General features: G+C 70.8%; 14 protein-coding genes and 1 tRNA gene. 14 read left to right on the forward strand and 1 reads right to left on the reverse strand.

From position 1 onward, the window contains the following. Nucleotides 1-108: 108 nt before the first annotated feature. Nucleotides 109-180: transfer RNA gene (locus tag ACFYOB_RS35330), tRNA-Arg, on the reverse strand. A gap of 82 nt (nt 181-262) precedes the next feature. Between ACFYOB_RS35330 and ACFYOB_RS35335 the strand changes: the two genes are divergently transcribed. From ACFYOB_RS35335 to glyA, 14 genes are all read left to right on the forward strand, one after another. After that, nucleotides 263-760: a response regulator gene (locus ACFYOB_RS35335; protein ID WP_388567536.1), complete on the forward strand. Its 498-nt coding sequence runs from the start codon at nt 263-265 to the stop codon at nt 758-760. Nucleotides 761-831: 71 nt separating this feature from the next. Beyond that, nucleotides 832-1782, forward strand: coding sequence for an ArgS-related anticodon-binding protein NrtL (gene nrtL, locus ACFYOB_RS35340; RefSeq protein WP_388567426.1), 951 nt, complete (start codon nt 832-834; stop codon nt 1780-1782). Nucleotides 1783-1801: 19 nt separating this feature from the next. Next, nucleotides 1802-3193, forward strand: coding sequence for a diaminopimelate decarboxylase (gene lysA, locus ACFYOB_RS35345; RefSeq protein ID WP_388567428.1), 1392 nt, complete (start codon nt 1802-1804; stop codon nt 3191-3193). A gap of 126 nt (nt 3194-3319) precedes the next feature. Next, nucleotides 3320-4609 carry a homoserine dehydrogenase gene (locus ACFYOB_RS35350; protein WP_388567539.1) on the forward strand — a complete coding sequence of 430 codons (1290 nt, stop codon included), beginning with the start codon at nt 3320-3322 and terminating at the stop codon, nt 4607-4609. 6 nt (nt 4610-4615) lie between these two features. Next, nucleotides 4616-5686, forward strand: a complete 1071-nt coding sequence (thrC, locus tag ACFYOB_RS35355; protein WP_388567431.1) for a threonine synthase — start codon at nt 4616-4618, stop codon at nt 5684-5686. Nucleotides 5687-6050: 364 nt separating this feature from the next. Then, nucleotides 6051-6977, forward strand: a complete 927-nt coding sequence (thrB, locus tag ACFYOB_RS35360) for a homoserine kinase (protein ID WP_319724678.1) — start codon at nt 6051-6053, stop codon at nt 6975-6977. Between the two features lie 427 nt (nt 6978-7404). After that, nucleotides 7405-9504, forward strand: coding sequence for a transcription termination factor Rho (gene rho / locus ACFYOB_RS35365; RefSeq protein WP_388567434.1), 2100 nt, complete (start codon nt 7405-7407; stop codon nt 9502-9504). A gap of 191 nt (nt 9505-9695) precedes the next feature. Then, nucleotides 9696-10796, forward strand: a complete 1101-nt coding sequence (locus tag ACFYOB_RS35370; RefSeq protein WP_388567437.1) for an LCP family protein — start codon at nt 9696-9698, stop codon at nt 10794-10796. Between the two features lie 194 nt (nt 10797-10990). Then, on the forward strand, nt 10991-11209 hold the full coding sequence (gene rpmE / locus ACFYOB_RS35375; protein WP_328927673.1) for a 50S ribosomal protein L31: 219 nt from the start codon (nt 10991-10993) through the stop codon (nt 11207-11209). A 131-nt stretch (nt 11210-11340) separates the two neighbouring features. Continuing rightward, complete coding sequence (prfA, locus tag ACFYOB_RS35380; RefSeq protein WP_328927674.1) at nt 11341-12420, forward strand: peptide chain release factor 1; 1080 nt, start codon at nt 11341-11343, stop codon at nt 12418-12420. Nucleotides 12421-12480: 60 nt separating this feature from the next. Then, nucleotides 12481-13326, forward strand: coding sequence for a peptide chain release factor N(5)-glutamine methyltransferase (prmC, locus tag ACFYOB_RS35385; RefSeq protein WP_388567441.1), 846 nt, complete (start codon nt 12481-12483; stop codon nt 13324-13326). A gap of 49 nt (nt 13327-13375) precedes the next feature. Then, nucleotides 13376-14023 (forward strand): L-threonylcarbamoyladenylate synthase, encoded by a 648-nt coding sequence (locus ACFYOB_RS35390; protein ID WP_301366446.1) that lies wholly within the window; start codon nt 13376-13378, stop codon nt 14021-14023. Then, nucleotides 14020-14676, forward strand: coding sequence for a protein-tyrosine-phosphatase (locus ACFYOB_RS35395; protein ID WP_328927676.1), 657 nt, complete (start codon nt 14020-14022; stop codon nt 14674-14676). Before ACFYOB_RS35390 ends, ACFYOB_RS35395 begins: the two co-directional genes overlap by 4 nt. A gap of 103 nt (nt 14677-14779) precedes the next feature. Beyond that, the gene (gene glyA / locus ACFYOB_RS35400) at nt 14780-16009 is read left to right on the forward strand and encodes a serine hydroxymethyltransferase (protein WP_388567446.1); all 1230 of its coding nucleotides are present in this window, start codon (nt 14780-14782) and stop codon (nt 16007-16009) included. Nucleotides 16010-16089: the final 80 nt, after the last annotated feature.

A 16089-nucleotide genomic window follows, 5' to 3' on the forward strand; every position in this document is an offset into this window, starting at 1 on the left:
CCACGCGCGGCGTCCAGGGACGCGTCCGGCCAGGCCGTGCCTGGATACGCGAAGACCCCGTCTCAGCGAAGGCGCTGATGGCGGGGTCTTTGGGCACTTCCTGCGAAGTGCCCCCGGCAGGATTCGAACCTGCGCACACGGCTCCGGAGGCCGTTGCTCTATCCCCTGAGCTACGGGGGCGTGTCGTTCGCTGTGCGGCGACGGGTTGAACACTACCAGCTTCCATGGGGTGATCAGGAACTGGTTTGCGGGGGAGAGGGGGGTGGGTCGCCCGGAGGGGGTGGAAGTGGCAAAAACGCGGACGCGGGGGCCCGGGCCGACCTACTCTCGAGTTGTGTCAGGCGTCTCGGGCCGGGTGCTTGTTGTCGACGACAACAAGGTCATCCGGCAGTTGATCAAGGTCAATCTCGAGCTGGAGGGCTTCGAGGTCGTGACCGCGAACGATGGTGCCGAGTGTCTGGATGTCGTCCACCACGTGCGTCCTGATGTGATCACCCTTGATGTGGTCATGCCCCGGCTGGACGGGTTCGGGACCGCTGCGCAGTTGCGGTCCGACCCACGGACCAGGGACGTCCCGGTCGCGATCGTGAGCGCCTGCACGCAGCACGAGGTGGAGGCCGGGATCACGGCCGGCGTGGACGCCTTCGTCGCGAAGCCCTTCGAGCCCGCCGAGCTGGTGCTGGTCGTACGACGGCTGATCGAGGGGAAGGACCGGCGCGACGGGTGGAAAGGGGCTCCCGCCGGGAGGGGGAGGGGCTGATCCCGTTGCCCGTATTTCACATGGCGAAACCCTTCGCGTGATGGCAGGCCGTCTCCCCTAGGCTGGGTCCCGTGAAGCCCGCCGACCTCCCCCGTACCGTCGTACGCGCCGTGCGCTGCGCCGTCGAGGACGGGGAGCTGGCCATCGGTGCGGCCGTGCCCGAGCGGGTCGTCGTGGAGCGGACCCGGCCCGGTGGGGTGGGGGAGTACGCCAGCCCCGTCGCCTTCCAGGTCGCGAAGGGCGCCCGGATGCGCCCCGTTGATGTTGCGGACGTGCTCGCGCGACGGCTCGGCGCGGAAGCGGGGATCGAGCGCGTCGAGGTCACCGGCCCGGGTTTCATCAACTTCGTGCTGCCGCCCCTGTCCGCCCCCCTGATCGTCCAGGGAGTACGGGGTGTGGCGGCAGTCGGGTTCCCGCGCCTCGACCCCGCCCCGGCCGGGTTGCGGGAGCGGGTCGTGCACGAGGCCGTCGCCCGGCTCGTACACGACGCCGAGTGCGCCGTCCCGCACGTCGCACCCGTCCCGAACGCCGCACCCGTCGCCAAGCGGGACGGGGACGTCATCGCGCGGTTCGGGGCCGATGCCGCCCGCTGGGCCATGCTCACCGTGCCGGCCCGCGAGACCCCCGAATTCTCCGGCCTGCTGCTCGTACAGGGTGAGGAGAGCGAGTTCTTCCGGGTGCGGTACGCCGTCACGCGCAGCCGCGCCCTGCTCCGCAACGCCGAGCAGCTGGGCTTCGGTCCCGTCGTCGGCGAGGTGGACGCACCCGCCCTGCTGCGCGTCCTCGCCGACCACCCGCTCGTCCTCGAAGCCGCTGCCCATCACCGCGCCCCCGAGCGGCTCACCCGGCACCTCGTCGAGCTGGCGGACGCGCTGCTCGACTTCCAGTACCGCGTACTTCCCCAGGGGGACGAGAAACCCTTGGCCGCCCACCGTGCCCGGCTGGCTCTTGCCGAAGCCGCCGGGACGGTGCTGGCCGGCGGCCTGGCCCTCCTCGGCATAGACGCACCGACACGCCTGTGACCCGCGAAGAGAGATACCGATGAGCCGTTCCGCGCACCCCGCCGGGCCCCGCCACGCCGACGTCCTGCCCGAGGGGCACTACTCCCCGCCGCCCGCAGACCTCAACGCCCTCGACGAGAAGGTCTGGGCCCGTACCGTCACGCGTGACAGCGAGGGCGTCGCCAGTGTCGGCGGGATCGAAGTCACCAAGCTGGCCGAGGAGTTCGGGACGCCCGCCTACTTCCTCGACGAGGAGGACTTCCGGGCGCGGTGCCGGGCCTGGGCGCACGCCTTCGGCAAGGACGCCGACGTCTTCTACGCCGGGAAGGCGTTCCTCTCCAAGGCCGTCGTGAAGTGGCTGAAGGAGGAAGGGCTGAATCTCGACGTGTGCTCCGGTGGGGAGCTGGCCACCGCGCTCGCCGCCGGGATGCCCGCCTCGCGGATCGCCTTCCACGGCAACAACAAGTCCGAGAGCGAGATCACCCGCGCCGTCGAGGCCGGTGTGGGACGCATCGTGCTCGACTCCTTCCAGGAGATCGCCCGCGTCGCGCACATCGCCCGTGAGCTGGGCGTACGCCAGCCCGTCCAGATCCGCGTCACCGTCGGTGTCGAGGCGCACACCCACGAGTTCATCGCCACCGCCCACGAGGACCAGAAGTTCGGCATCGCCGTGGCCGACGGATCGGCCGCCGAGGCCGTACGGCGCGCCCTCGGTCACGACAGCCTCGAGCTGCTCGGCGTCCACTCCCACATCGGCTCGCAGATCTTCGACATGGCCGGCTTCGAGGTCTCCGCCAAGCGCGTCGTGCGGCTGCTGGCCTCCGTACGCGACGAGCACGGCGTCGAGCTTCCCGAGATCGACCTCGGCGGCGGCCTCGGCATCGCCTACACCTCCGGCGACGACCCGAGCGAGCCGCACGAGATCGCCAAGGCGCTCACCGAGATCGTGGCCCGTGAGTGCGAGGCCGCGGGCCTGGCCGCCCCGCGCATCTCCGTCGAGCCCGGCCGCGCCATCGTCGGCCCCACCGCCTTCACCCTCTACGAGGTCGGCACCATCAAGCCGCTCGACGGGCTCCGTACGTACGTGAGCGTCGACGGCGGGATGTCCGACAACATCCGGACGGCCCTCTACGACGCCGAGTACTCCGTCGCGCTCGTCTCCCGCACCTCCGAGGCCGAGCCGATGCTCGTCCGCGTCGTCGGCAAGCACTGCGAGAGCGGCGACATCGTGGTCAAGGACGCCTTCCTCCCCGCCGACCTCGCCCCCGGTGACCTCCTCGCTGTCCCCGCCACCGGCGCGTACTGCCGGTCCATGGCCAGCAACTACAACCACGCGCTCCGCCCGCCCGTCGTCGCCGTGCGCGACGGGCAGGCCCGCGTGATCGTCCGCCGCGAGACGGAGGAAGATCTCCTGCGTCTCGACCTCGGATGATGAAATAGACATCTCACTCAATGGACCGAGGGTGGAAACTGCTGTCCATTGAGTGAGACTGGTTCTCACCCCGCACGCAAGCCGCGCACGGGGTACTGATGGAAGATCGAAAGGCGTAGGTCGATGATGCGTACGCGTCCGCTGAAGGTGGCGCTGCTGGGCTGTGGAGTGGTCGGCTCGGAAGTGGCTCGCATCATGACGACGCACGCCGACGACCTCACGCAGAGGATCGGCGCGCCCGTCGAGCTCGCCGGTGTGGCCGTACGGCGGCCCTCGAAGGTGCGCGAGGGCATCGACCCCGCGCTCGTCACCACCGACGCCACCGCCCTCCTCAAACGGGGCGACATCGACATCGCCATCGAGGTCATCGGCGGCATCGAGCCCGCCCGTACGCTCATCACCACCGCCTTCGAGAACGGCATCTCCGTCGTCTCCGCGAACAAGGCGCTGCTCGCCCAGGACGGCGCCGCGCTGCACGCCGCCGCGGAGCAGCACGGGCTGGACCTCTACTACGAGGCCGCCGTCGCCGGCGCCATTCCGCTGGTCCGTCCGATGCGCGAGTCCCTCGCGGGCGACAAGATCAACCGCGTAATGGGCATCGTCAACGGCACGACGAACTTCATCCTCGACAAGATGGACTCCACCGGCGCCGGCTACCAGGAGGCGCTCGACGAGGCCACGGCCCTCGGGTACGCCGAGGCCGACCCCACGGCCGACGTCGAGGGCTACGACGCCGCCGCCAAGGCCGCGATCCTGGCCGGCATCGCCTTCCACACCCGGGTCCGCCTCGACGACGTGTACCGCGAGGGCATGACCGAGGTCAGCGCCGCCGACTTCGCCTCCGCCAAGCGCATGGGCTGCACCATCAAGCTCCTGGCGATCCTGGAGCGGGCCGCCGACGGGGAGTCGGTGACGGCGCGCGTGCATCCCGCGATGATTCCGCTCAGCCACCCGCTCGCCTCCGTCCGAGAGGCGTACAACGCGGTCTTCGTCGAGGCCGAGGCCGCGGGTCGGCTCATGTTCTACGGGCCCGGCGCGGGCGGTTCTCCGACCGCGTCCGCGGTCCTCGGCGACCTCGTCGCCGTCTGCCGCAACAAGCTCGCCGAGGCAACGGGGCCGGGCGAGTCGGCGTACACCCAGCTGCCGGTCAGCCCCATGGGGGACGTCGTCACCCGCTACCACATCAGCCTCGATGTGGCGGACAAGCCGGGCGTCCTCGCCCAGGTGGCGACCACCTTCGCGGAGCACGGTGTCTCCATCGACACCGTCCGTCAGCAGGGAAAGGACGGCGAGGCCTCCCTCGTCGTCGTCACCCACCGCGCACCCGACGCCGCCCTCTCCGGGACCGTCGAGGCGCTGCGGAAGCTCGACACCGTGCGCGGTGTCGCCAGCATCATGCGTGTTGAAGGGGAGTAAGGGCCCATGAGCAGCAATCGCACCCACCAGTGGCGCGGCATCATCGAGGAGTACCGGGACCGCCTGCCGGTGACGGACGCCACTCCCGTGGTCACGCTCCGCGAGGGCGGCACTCCTCTCGTTCCCGCGCAGGTGCTCTCCGAGCGCACCGGCTGCGAGGTCCACCTCAAGGTCGAGGGCGCGAACCCCACCGGGTCCTTCAAGGACCGCGGCATGACCATGGCGATCAGCAAGGCCAAGGAGGAGGGTGCGCAGGCCGTCATCTGCGCCTCCACCGGCAACACCTCGGCCTCCGCCGCCGCTTACGCGGTGCGCGCCGGGATGGTCTCCGCGGTGCTCGTGCCCCGCGGCAAGATCGCGCTCGGCAAAATGGGCCAGGCCCTCGTGCACGGCGCCAAGATCCTGCAGGTGGACGGCAATTTCGACGACTGCCTGGACCTGGCCCGCGCGCTCTCCGACAACTACCCGGTCGCGCTGGTCAATTCGGTCAACCCGGTGCGCATCGAGGGTCAGAAGACGGCCGCGTTCGAGATCGTCGACGCGCTCGGTGACGCACCCGACATCCACGTGCTGCCCGTCGGCAACGCCGGCAACATCACCGCGTACTGGAGGGGGTTCAAGGAGTACAAGGCCGACGGCCTGGCCTCCCGTACGCCCCGCGTGTGGGGTTTCCAGGCCTCCGGCTCCGCGCCGATCGTGCGCGGAGAGGTCGTCAAGGAGCCGCACACCATCGCCACCGCGATCCGCATCGGCAACCCGGCGTCCTGGGACTACGCCCTGCAGGCGCGCGACGAGTCGGGCGGCTTCATCGACGAGGTGACCGATCGTCAGATCCTGGCCGCCTACCGGCTGTTGGCCGCCCAGGAGGGTGTCTTCGTCGAGCCCGCCTCGGCCGCCTCCGTGGCCGGTCTGCTCAAGGCCGCCGAGCTGGGCCTCGTCGACCCGGGTCAGAAGATCGTATGCACCGTCACCGGCAACGGCCTCAAGGACCCCGACTGGGCGGTCGCGGGCGCTCCGCAGCCCGTCACCGTCCCGGTGGACGCCGAAGCCGCGGCCGTCCGCCTCGGCCTGGTCTGAGCCCGGTTCCGGCCGGAAATTCCCGGGCCGAGGTCCGCCGCGCCGGTCCTGCGCACCACCCGAGAGCCGGGTTCCGGAGGGCTCATGAGCCCTCCGGAACCCGGCAACTCGCCCCGTACGACAACAAAAGTGTGGCCGAATTCCATCGAAGTCAGCCGACGCGCGCGACACGCATCGTGCGCCTCCCGTGCGCCCTATGTCGCGAGAGAACCTTCCTTCGATAGGCTGTACTTACATCCGCCACCGCGCATATGACTGCGGTGCTGCCCACAGGGCCTTCGGGTGTCGTACGTTCTCCAGTACATTCGCAGCGAGCCAGCGAAGAGCGAAGATCTCGCACAGTCACAAGGAGTGTCATCGGACGATGGCCGGTCCAGCGTTCCGCGCCGCCGCCGTACGGGTGCGCGTCCCCGCCAGCAGTGCCAATCTCGGCCCGGGCTTCGACGCCCTGGGCCTGGCCCTGGGGCTCTACGACGACGTAGTCGTCCGGGTGGCCGACTCCGGCCTGAACATCGACATCGCGGGTGAGGGCGCCGACACCCTCCCGCGGGACGAGAGCCACCTGCTCGTACGCTCCATGCGCACCGCCTTCGACCTGCTGGGCGGGCAGCCGCGCGGCCTTGAGGTCGTCTGCGCCAACCGCATCCCGCACGGCCGGGGCCTCGGCTCCTCCTCCGCGGCCATCTGCGCCGGCATCGTCGCCGCCCGCGCCGTGACCATAGGCGGAGAGGCGAGGCTCGACGACGCGGCCCTGCTGGAGCTCGCCACCGAGATCGAGGGCCACCCCGACAACGTCGCCGCCTGTCTGCTCGGCGGCTTCACCCTGGCCTGGATGGACGGGGGCAGCGCCAAGGCGATCCGGATGGAGCCCGCCGATTCCATCGTTCCGGTGGTCTTCGTCCCCTCCAAGCCCGTCCTCACGGAGACCGCGCGCGGCCTGCTGCCGCGCACCGTCCCGCACGTGGACGCGGCCGTCAACGCAGGTCGCGCGGGACTGCTCGTGGAGGCCCTGACCAGGCGTCCCGAGCTCTTGCTGCCGGCCACCGAAGACCGGCTCCACCAGGAGTACCGGTCCCCGGCGATGCCCGAGAGCGTCGCACTGGTGAACCGGCTGCGGGCGGACGGCATCCCCGCGGTCATCTCCGGCGCGGGCCCCACGGTCCTCGCGCTGGTCGACAACGGCGCGGCCGACAAGGTCGCGCAGCTCGCGGGCGAGGGGTGGGCGGCGAACCGGCTCGCACTCGACGCCGCGGGCGCGAGCGTACTTCCGCTGGGCACCCAGGGCGGCTGAGTCAGAGCCGGTCAGGGGCGGGCGGCCAGGGCAGGCCGCCCGTACGGAAGGGCGCGATTGCCGGTGATTGAGAGGGGGAATATCTGTTGGATCCGGTAGTGTTACTCTCAAGTGCGTATCCGAAGCCGCCATGGCTCGGTGCTCAGTGTCCCCATCCGGGACCACCTTTCTTCCGGGAGCCTCCCCGACTGCTTTGATCACTTCCAGCAGTTTCGAGCACGCTCCGGAATCGGCGTGACATTCCCACGCTTCCAGCTCGGGGGCTTCTCGCCGGAACCACCCATGCACATTTCTTCCGCCGTATCTCTACCGGCGGACCACCGCCCCGGCTGCGGTCCATGACCCATCAGGAAATGGACTGTTGTCGGACAGCACAACCGGTCGCCGAGCCAGACAGGCCGACGTCCGCTCCAGGGAAGGACCCTTCGTGAGCGACACCACCGATCTGATGGGCGCTGCCGACACATCTGTCGACACCAGTGCCCCCGCCGCGGGCGCCGCACCCAAGCGTCGCCGCACCGGCACCGGCCTTGACGGCATGGTCCTGGCCGAGCTGCAGCAGGTCGCGTCGGGCCTCGGCATCAGGGGCACCGCGCGGATGCGCAAGAGCCAGCTGATCGAGGTCATCAAGGAGACGCAGGCGGGCGGCGCGGGTGCGTCCAAGGCCGCCTCCTCCGCCGCGGGTGCCACCGACACCGCCGAGGCCAAGCCGAAGCGCCGTGCCACCAGCAAGGCCCGTACGGGTGAGGCCGCCGCCGAGGCGCCCGCCGAGAAGCCTGCCGCGCAGGCGCAGATCGACATCCCGGGGCAGCCGGCCAGTGACGACGCCCCGGTCGGCGAGCGCCGCCGCCGTCGGGCCACCGCCCCCTCCGGCAGCCCGGAGGCCTCGGCCCCCGTCGCCGTGCAGGTCGAGCAGAAGACCGAGACCGTCAAGGCCGAGGCCGCTACCGCGACCGCCACCGCGCCGCAGACGGACGTGAAGGCCGAGGCCGCCACGGCCGTCTCCGCCCCCGCGCAGGACGGCGAGGGCCGCGGCCGTCGCGACCGCCGTGACCGTGCCGAGCGCGGCGACCGCCAGCGTGACCGCCGCGACCGCGGTGCGAAGGCCGACGAGCAGGGTCAGGGCGGCCAGGGCCAGCAGGGCCAGGGCGCGCAGGCCGGCGGCCGTCAGGACCGCGCCGACCGCCAGCAGCAGGGCGGCGGCCGTCAGGACCGCGCCGACCGCCAGCAGCAGGGCGGCGGCCGTCAGGACCGCCAGGACACCGGTCCGCAGGACGACTTCGACGACGAGAGCGGCCGCCGTGGCCGTCGCGGCCGCTACCGCGACCGCCGTGGCCGTCGTGGCCGCGACGAGTTCGCCCCGAACGAGCCGCAGGTCGCCGACGACGATGTGCTGATCCCCGTCGCGGGCATCCTCGACATCCTCGACAACTACGCGTTCATCCGGACCTCGGGCTACCTGCCCGGCCCCAACGACGTGTACGTCTCCCTCGCCCAGGTCCGCAAGGCGGGTCTGCGCAAGGGTGACCACACCACGGGTGCCGTGCGCCAGCCCAAGGACGGCGAGCGCCGCGAGAAGTTCAACGCCCTGGTCCGGCTCGACTCGGTGAACGGCATGGCGCCCGAATCCGGCCGCGGCCGACCGGAGTTCCAGAAGCTGACCCCGCTCTACCCGCAGGACCGGCTCCGCCTGGAGACCGACCCGGGCGTGCTGACGACCCGCATCATCGACCTCGTGTCGCCGATCGGCAAGGGTCAGCGAGGCCTGATCGTGGCCCCGCCGAAGACCGGTAAGACCATGATCATGCAGGCGATCGCCAACGCGATCACCACCAACAACCCCGAGTGCCACCTGATGGTCGTCCTGGTCGACGAGCGTCCGGAAGAGGTCACCGACATGCAGCGGTCGGTCAAGGGCGAGGTCATCTCCTCGACCTTCGACCGCCCGGCCGAGGACCACACCACCGTCGCCGAGCTGGCCATCGAGCGCGCCAAGCGTCTCGTCGAGCTGGGTCACGACGTGGTCGTCCTGCTGGACTCCATTACCCGTCTGGGCCGCGCGTACAACCTCGCGGCGCCCGCCTCCGGCCGCATCCTGTCCGGTGGTGTCGACTCGACCGCGCTGTACCCGCCGAAGCGCTTCTTCGGTGCCGCGCGCAACATCGAGGACGGCGGCTCGCTGACCATCCTGGCCACCGCGCTGGTCGACACCGGCTCGCGCATGGACGAGGTGATCTTCGAGGAGTTCAAGGGCACCGGCAACATGGAGCTCAAGCTCGACCGCAAGCTCGCAGACAAGCGCATCTTCCCGGCTGTCGACGTCGACCCGTCGGGCACCCGCAAGGAGGAGATCCTCCTCAACGCGGAGGAGCTCGCCATCGTCTGGAAGCTGCGCCGGGTGCTGCACGCGCTCGACTCGCAGCAGGCGATCGAGCTGCTCCTCGACAAGATGAAGCAGACGAAGTCGAACGCCGAGTTCCTGATGCAGATCGCGAAGACGACTCCGTCGGGCAAGAACGACGACTGACCCGCTTCACGGCATCACCACAGCCGCCCCCGCCGCACCCGCGGCGGGGGCGGCTGTGCTCTTGCGCACACCCCGTCCCGTGCTCCGGCCCCGTGGAACCCCGGAGGGCGCCCGGCCGTCTGTGTCAGGGGACCGCACGGTTACCGCGGCCTCAGACGACCCGGGGAAACGGACTCAGGACCGAGGAGAGCATGAGCGACGACAGCACGGGCAGCGGCCGGCGCGCCGCGAGCAGGCGCCGACGGAAACCGCCGAAGCGCCGCAGAGCCCTCGTCATCGCCGCGTGGAGCGCCGCGGGCGTGGTCCTGGTGGGCGGGGCGGGGCTCGGCTACTTCTACTTCAAGCTCAACGGCAACCTGAAGACCGTCGACATCGACCAGGCGCTCGGTGCCGACCGCCCGCAGAACGTCGACAACGGCTCCATGGACATCCTGGTGCTGGGCTCCGACTCCCGAGGCGGCGCCAACGGCGAGTACGGCCGGGACGACGGCGGCTCCGCCCGTTCCGACACCGCGATGATCGTCCACCTCTACGAGGGCCACCAGAAGGCCAGCGTCATATCGATCCCGCGCGACACCATGACCGCCCGCCCCGCTTGCCCCACGGGCAAGGGGAAGACCGACCCCGGCGGAACGCGCAGGCAGTTCAACGAGGCGTACACCGTCGGCGGGGCGGCCTGCGCGGTCAAGACCGTCGAGAAGATGTCCGGCATCCGCATGGACCACTACATCGAGGTCGACTTCACGGGCTTCAAGAAGATCATCGACACCCTCGGCGGCGTGGACGTGAACATCACGAAGCCGATCAAGGACGGGTCCAGTCACCTCGAACTCGCGGCAGGCCCGAACAAGCTCAACGGCGAGCAGGCCCTCGGCCTCGTCCGTACCCGCAAGAGCGTCGGCGACGGCAGCGACCTCGGCCGAATACAGCTCCAGCAGGCCTTCATCAAGGCGCTGATCAAGCAGGTGAAGGGCATCGGCCTGTTCGACAACCCCAAGCGGCTGCTCGACCTCGCCGACACCGGCACCAAGGCGCTCACCACCGACAAGGCGCTCGGCGATGTGAAGTCGCTCATGGGCTTCGCCCAGAGCCTCCAGGGCATCGACGCCCAGAACATGCAGATGATCACGCTGCCGGTGACCGCGGACCCGCTCGATTCCGACCGCGTGGCGCCGCTGACCAAGCAGTCCAAGATGGTCTGGGACGCCCTGCTCGCCGACCAGCCCGTCCCTGCGGAGGCCACCGAGAACTCGATGGGCGACAAGGGCACCGTCGGCGGGATCGTCCAGTAGCGCCCCTGTCCACACGGACTGCGCGACGGCTGCGAGCCGGTCCGGAATAGATGCCGGTCCCTCTCCGTTGAGGGAGGCGTCCTCAGAATTTTGACAGGCAGCCCGGTACTGGCAGACTGGTCTGTCGGCCCCGGTTCACGCAGCGCGCAATTCGGCTCCTGCGACCCGGCGCCCTCCCGAATCTAGGAGACACCTTGAAGAGCGAGATCCACCCCGAGTACGTCGAGACCCAGGTCAGCTGCACCTGTGGCGCGTCGTTCACCACCCGTAGCACCCTCACCGAGGGCACCATCCGTGCCGAGGTCTGCTCCGAGTGCCACCCGTTCTACACGGGCAAGCAGAAGATCCTCGACACCGGTGGCCGCGTGGCCCGCTTCGAGGCTCGTTTCGGCAAGGGTGCGGCCAAGAAGTAGCGCGACCCAGGCGCCGGTTTCCGGCCGCTCCCTGTCCACTCGGGGGCGGCCGGACCGGCGCCTTTGTCGTCGTCTAGCCCGTAACCCAAGCCCGTGCGGTCCCATCGCACTTTCACACCAGGAGTACCCCGATGTTCGAGGCGGTCGAGGAACTGATCGGCGAGCACGCCGATCTTGAGAAGAAGCTCGCCGACCCTTCGGTCCACTCCGATCAGGCCAACGCCCGCAAGCTGAACAAGCGCTACGCGGAGCTGACCCCGATCGTTGCGACCTTCCGTGCCTGGAAGCAGTCGGCCGAGGACATCGAAACGGCCAAGGAGTTCGCGGCGGACGACCCGGACTTCGCCGCCGAGGTCAAGGAGCTGACCCAGCAGCGCGAGGAGCTCACCGAGAAGCTCCGCCTGCTCCTGGTCCCGCGCGACCCCAGCGACGACAAGGACGTGCTCCTGGAGGTCAAGGCGGGCGCGGGCGGCGACGAGTCGGCCCTGTTCGCCGGCGACCTGCTGCGCATGTACCTGCGCTACGCCGAGCGCGTGGGCTGGAAGACCGAGATCATCGACGCCACCGAGTCCGAGCTCGGCGGCTACAAGGACGTCCAGGTCTCCGTCCGCACCAAGGGCGGCAACGGCGCCACCGAGCCCGGCCAGGGCGTGTGGGCCCGCCTGAAGTACGAGGGCGGCGTGCACCGCGTCCAGCGCGTTCCGGCCACCGAGTCGCAGGGCCGCATCCACACCTCCGCCGCCGGCGTGCTCGTCACCCCGGAGGCCGAGGAGGTCGAGGTCGAGATCAACATGAACGACCTCCGCATCGACGTGTACCGCTCGTCGGGCCCCGGCGGCCAGTCCGTCAACACCACCGACTCGGCCGTGCGCATCACGCACATCCCGACCGGTGTGGTCGCCTCCTGCCAGAACGAGAAGAGCCAGCTCCAGAACAAGGAGCAGGCGATGCGCATCCTGCGCTCGCGTCTGCTGGCCGCCGCCCAGGAAGCCGCCGAACAGGAGGCCTCCGACGTGCGCCGCAGCCAGGTGCGCAGCGTGGACCGCTCCGAGAAGATCCGTACGTACAACTTCCCGGAAAACCGGATCTCGGACCACCGGACCGGCTTCAAGGCGTACAACTTGGACCAGGTGCTCGACGGGGACCTCGACCCGGTCATCCAGGCCTGCGTCGACACGGACTCCGCCGCGAAGCTCGCGGCCGCGCACTGACCCCTGCCTGACCTGCCTGCCCCCGCTTCACCCCGTACGACAGCAGCCCGGAGGACCAGCGTGAACTTGCTGCTTGCCGAGGTGGCCCAGGCCACCCAGCGGCTGGCCGCCGCCGGCGTGCCCTCACCGCGCTTCGACGCGGAGGAGCTCGCGGCCTTCGTGCACGGCGTCAAGCGGGGGGAACTGCACCACGTCAAGGACGCGGACTTCGACGCCCGCTACTGGGAGGCCGTCGCCCGCCGCGAGGCGCGCGAGCCGCTCCAGCACATCACCGGCCGCGCCTTCTTCCGGTACCTGGAGCTCCAGGTCGGGCCCGGGGTCTTCGTCCCGCGGCCCGAGACCGAGTCGGTCGTGGACTGGGCCATACACGCCGTCCGGGCTATGGACGTCGTCGAGCCGATGATCGTCGACCTGTGCAGCGGTTCCGGCGCGATCGCGCTGGCCATGGCGCAGGAGGTGCCGCGCTCGCGCGTGCACGCGGTCGAGCTGTCCGAGGACGCCCTGCGGTGGACCCGCAAGAACGCCGAGGGCTCCCGGGTCACCGTCCACCAGGGTGACGCGCTGAGCGCCCTGCCCGAGCTCGACGGCCAGGTCGACCTGGTCATCTCCAACCCGCCGTACATCCCGCTCACCGAGTGGGAGTACGTGGCCCCCGAGGCCCGCGACCACGACCCGGAGATGGCCCTGTTCTCCGGCGAGGACGGCCTCGACACCATCCGCGGCATCGAGCGCACCGCGCACCGGCTGCTGCGGCCCGGCGGCATCGTCGTCATCGAGCACGCCGACACCCAGGGCGGCCAGGTCCCGTGGATCTTCGCCGACGAACGGGGCTGGGCCGATGCCGCCGACCACCCCGACCTGAACAACCGCCCCCGCTTCGCCACCGCCCGCAAGGCCCTGCCGTGACGCTTGCGAGCTACCCCGCCACCCCCCTGCTGCACGAGGAGTCCCGCTGATGGCCCGGCGATACGACTGCAACGACGCGACGGACCGCAAGACGGGTCTGCGTGAAGCCGCATCCGCCGTGCGCCGCGGCGAGCTCGTCGTGCTGCCCACCGACACCCTCTACGGGATCGGCGCGGACGCCTTCAGCCCGGAGGCCGTCCATGACCTGCTCGCCGCCAAGGGCCGGGGCCGCGGCATGCCCACCCCTGTCCTCATCGGCTCCCCGAACACCCTGCACGGCCTGGTCACCGACTTCTCCGAGCAGGCGTGGGAGCTCGTCGACGCGTTCTGGCCGGGCGCGCTGACGCTGGTCGCCAAGCACCAGCCCTCGCTCGCCTGGGACCTCGGCGACACCCACGGCACCGTCGCCGTGCGCATGCCCCTGCACCCCGTCGCGATCGAGCTGCTGACCGAGGTCGGCCCGATGGCGGTGTCCTCGGCCAACCTGTCCGGGCACCCGGCGCCGGAGGACTGCGACGCCGCGCGCGAGATGCTCGGGGACTCCGTGTCCGTGTACCTCGACGGCGGCCCGACCCCCGGCATCCAGCCGTCGTCGATCGTCGACGTCACGGGGAAGGTTCCCGTCCTGCTGCGGGAAGGGGCGCTCACCGCGGACCAGCTGCGGGAGGTCGTACCCGACCTCGAGGTCGCCCCGTGAGCCCTGAGGGGCGTGGCATAGCAACGGGGTACCTCCCAGCAGAGGCTGGGGGAGACACCTTCCGCATCCTCCACGTCAGCACCGGCAACGTGTGCCGCTCGCCCATCACCGAGCGGCTGACGCGGCATGCCCTCTCGCACCGGCTCGGTGGCCTCGCCCACGGGGACCTCATCGTGGAGAGCGCCGGCACCTGGGGCCACGAGGGCGCCCCCATGGAGGCGAACGCGGCCGCCGTGCTGGCGGACTTCGGGGCCGACGCCTCCGGGTTCACCGGGCGGGAGCTGCTGGACGAGCACGTCATACGCGCGGACCTGGTGCTGACCGCCACGCGCGACCACCGGGCCCAGGTCATCTCGATGGGGCATTCGGCGGGGCTGCGCACCTTCACGCTGAAGGAGTTCACCCGGCTGGTCCGGGCGATAGATCCGGCCACGCTGCCGCCGCTCGACGACGGCATGGCGGAGCGGGCGCGGGCGCTGGTACGGGCCGCGGCGGCCCTGCGGGGCTGGCTGCTGGCCCCCTCTCCGGACGCGGACGAGGTGTACGACCCGTACGGGGCGCCGATCACCTTCTTCCGCTCGATCGGCGACGAGATCAACCAGGCGCTGGACCCCGTGGTCACGGCCCTGACGGGCGTCACCGCCTCCCGCTGACCCGCGGGGCCGAAGGCGGCACGGGGCGGACGGCCCGTCGCAGGGCGCGATGCGCGGCCTGGGCCTACAGTGGCTGGTACCCGGTATCCCCTGGAGTCGCGCCATGAGCGTCATCACCCAGCCCACGGACCTCCTGCGACGGCAGGACCCGCAGATGGCCGACGTGCTCGCGGGGGAGCGGCAGCGGCAGGCGAGCACGCTGCAGCTGATCGCAGCCGAGAACTTCACCTCGCCCGCCGTGCTCGCCGCGCTCGGGTCCACGCTCTCCAACAAGTACGCCGAGGGATACCCCGGTGCCCGCTACCACGGCGGGTGCGAGTACGTCGACGTGGCCGAGCAGGTCGCCGTGGAACGGGCCAAGGCGCTGTTCGCGGCCGAGCACGCCAACGTACAGCCGCACTCCGGCTCCTCCGCCGTCCTGGCCGCCTACGCCGCACTGCTGCGGCCCGGGGACACGGTGCTGGCGATGGGGCTCCCGTACGGGGGCCACCTCACCCACGGCTCGCCCGCCAACTTCTCCGGCCGGTGGTTCGACTTCGTCGGGTACGGCGTCGACGCCGAGACGGGGCTCATCGACTACCAGCAGGTGCAGGACCTCGCCCGCGCGCACCGCCCCAAGGCGATCGTCTGCGGGTCCATCTCCTACCCCCGCCACCCCGAGTACTCCGCCTTCCGGGAGATCGCCGACGAGGTAGGGGCCTATCTGATCGCCGACGCCGCCCATCCGATCGGGCTGGTGGCCGGCGGAGCCGCGCCCAGCCCGGTCCCCTACGCCGACGTCGTCTGCGCGACCACGCACAAGGTGCTGCGCGGGCCGCGCGGCGGGATGCTCCTGTGCGGCGCCGAGTTCGCCGAGCGGATCGACCGGGCGGTGTTCCCCTTCACCCAGGGCGGCGCCCAGATGCACACCATCGCCGCCAAGGCCGTCGCCTTCGGGGAGGCCGCGGGCCCCGCCTTCACCACGTACGCCCACCGGGTCGTCGGCAACGCCAGGGCGCTGGCACAGGCGCTTGAGGACCACGGTTTCACGATCACCACCGGCGGGACCGACACGCACCTGATCACCGCGGACCCGGCACCGCTGGGAGTCGACGGCCCGACCGCGCGCGGCCGGCTGGCCGCCGCCGGGATCGTGCTCGACACCTGCGCCCTCCCGTACGGGGACCAGCGCGGCATCCGGCTGGGCACGGCCGCCGTGACCACCCAGGGGATGGGGGAGCCCGAGATGCTCCGAGTCGCGGCACTGTTTGCCGCCGCGCTGCACGGGGAAGCCGCGAAAACGCGTGCGGAGGTCAACGAGCTGACGATGGGATTTCCCCCGTACGGTGAGTAATCGGGACAAAAGGGGCGTACTGCAACCGGGATACCGCCCCCTCGCGTCCTCGATGGTGGCGACATCACAGCTAATGTGTG

The organism is Streptomyces sp. NPDC006463 (assembly GCF_042870715.1).
Classification (GTDB): Bacteria; Actinomycetota; Actinomycetes; order Streptomycetales; family Streptomycetaceae; genus Streptomyces.

Coding starts and splice junctions, on each gene's coding strand:
- prfA (WP_328927674.1), top strand. CDS start 11,341: ATGTTCGAGGCGGTCGAGGAACTGATCGGCGAGCACGCCGATCTTGAG.
- ACFYOB_RS35350 (WP_388567539.1), top strand. CDS start 3,320: ATGCGTACGCGTCCGCTGAAGGTGGCGCTGCTGGGCTGTGGAGTGGTC.
- ACFYOB_RS35390 (WP_301366446.1), top strand. CDS start 13,376: ATGGCCCGGCGATACGACTGCAACGACGCGACGGACCGCAAGACGGGT.
- ACFYOB_RS35370 (WP_388567437.1), top strand. CDS start 9,696: ATGAGCGACGACAGCACGGGCAGCGGCCGGCGCGCCGCGAGCAGGCGC.
- thrC (WP_388567431.1), top strand. CDS start 4,616: ATGAGCAGCAATCGCACCCACCAGTGGCGCGGCATCATCGAGGAGTAC.
- thrB (WP_319724678.1), top strand. CDS start 6,051: ATGGCCGGTCCAGCGTTCCGCGCCGCCGCCGTACGGGTGCGCGTCCCC.
- glyA (WP_388567446.1), top strand. CDS start 14,780: ATGAGCGTCATCACCCAGCCCACGGACCTCCTGCGACGGCAGGACCCG.
- lysA (WP_388567428.1), top strand. CDS start 1,802: ATGAGCCGTTCCGCGCACCCCGCCGGGCCCCGCCACGCCGACGTCCTG.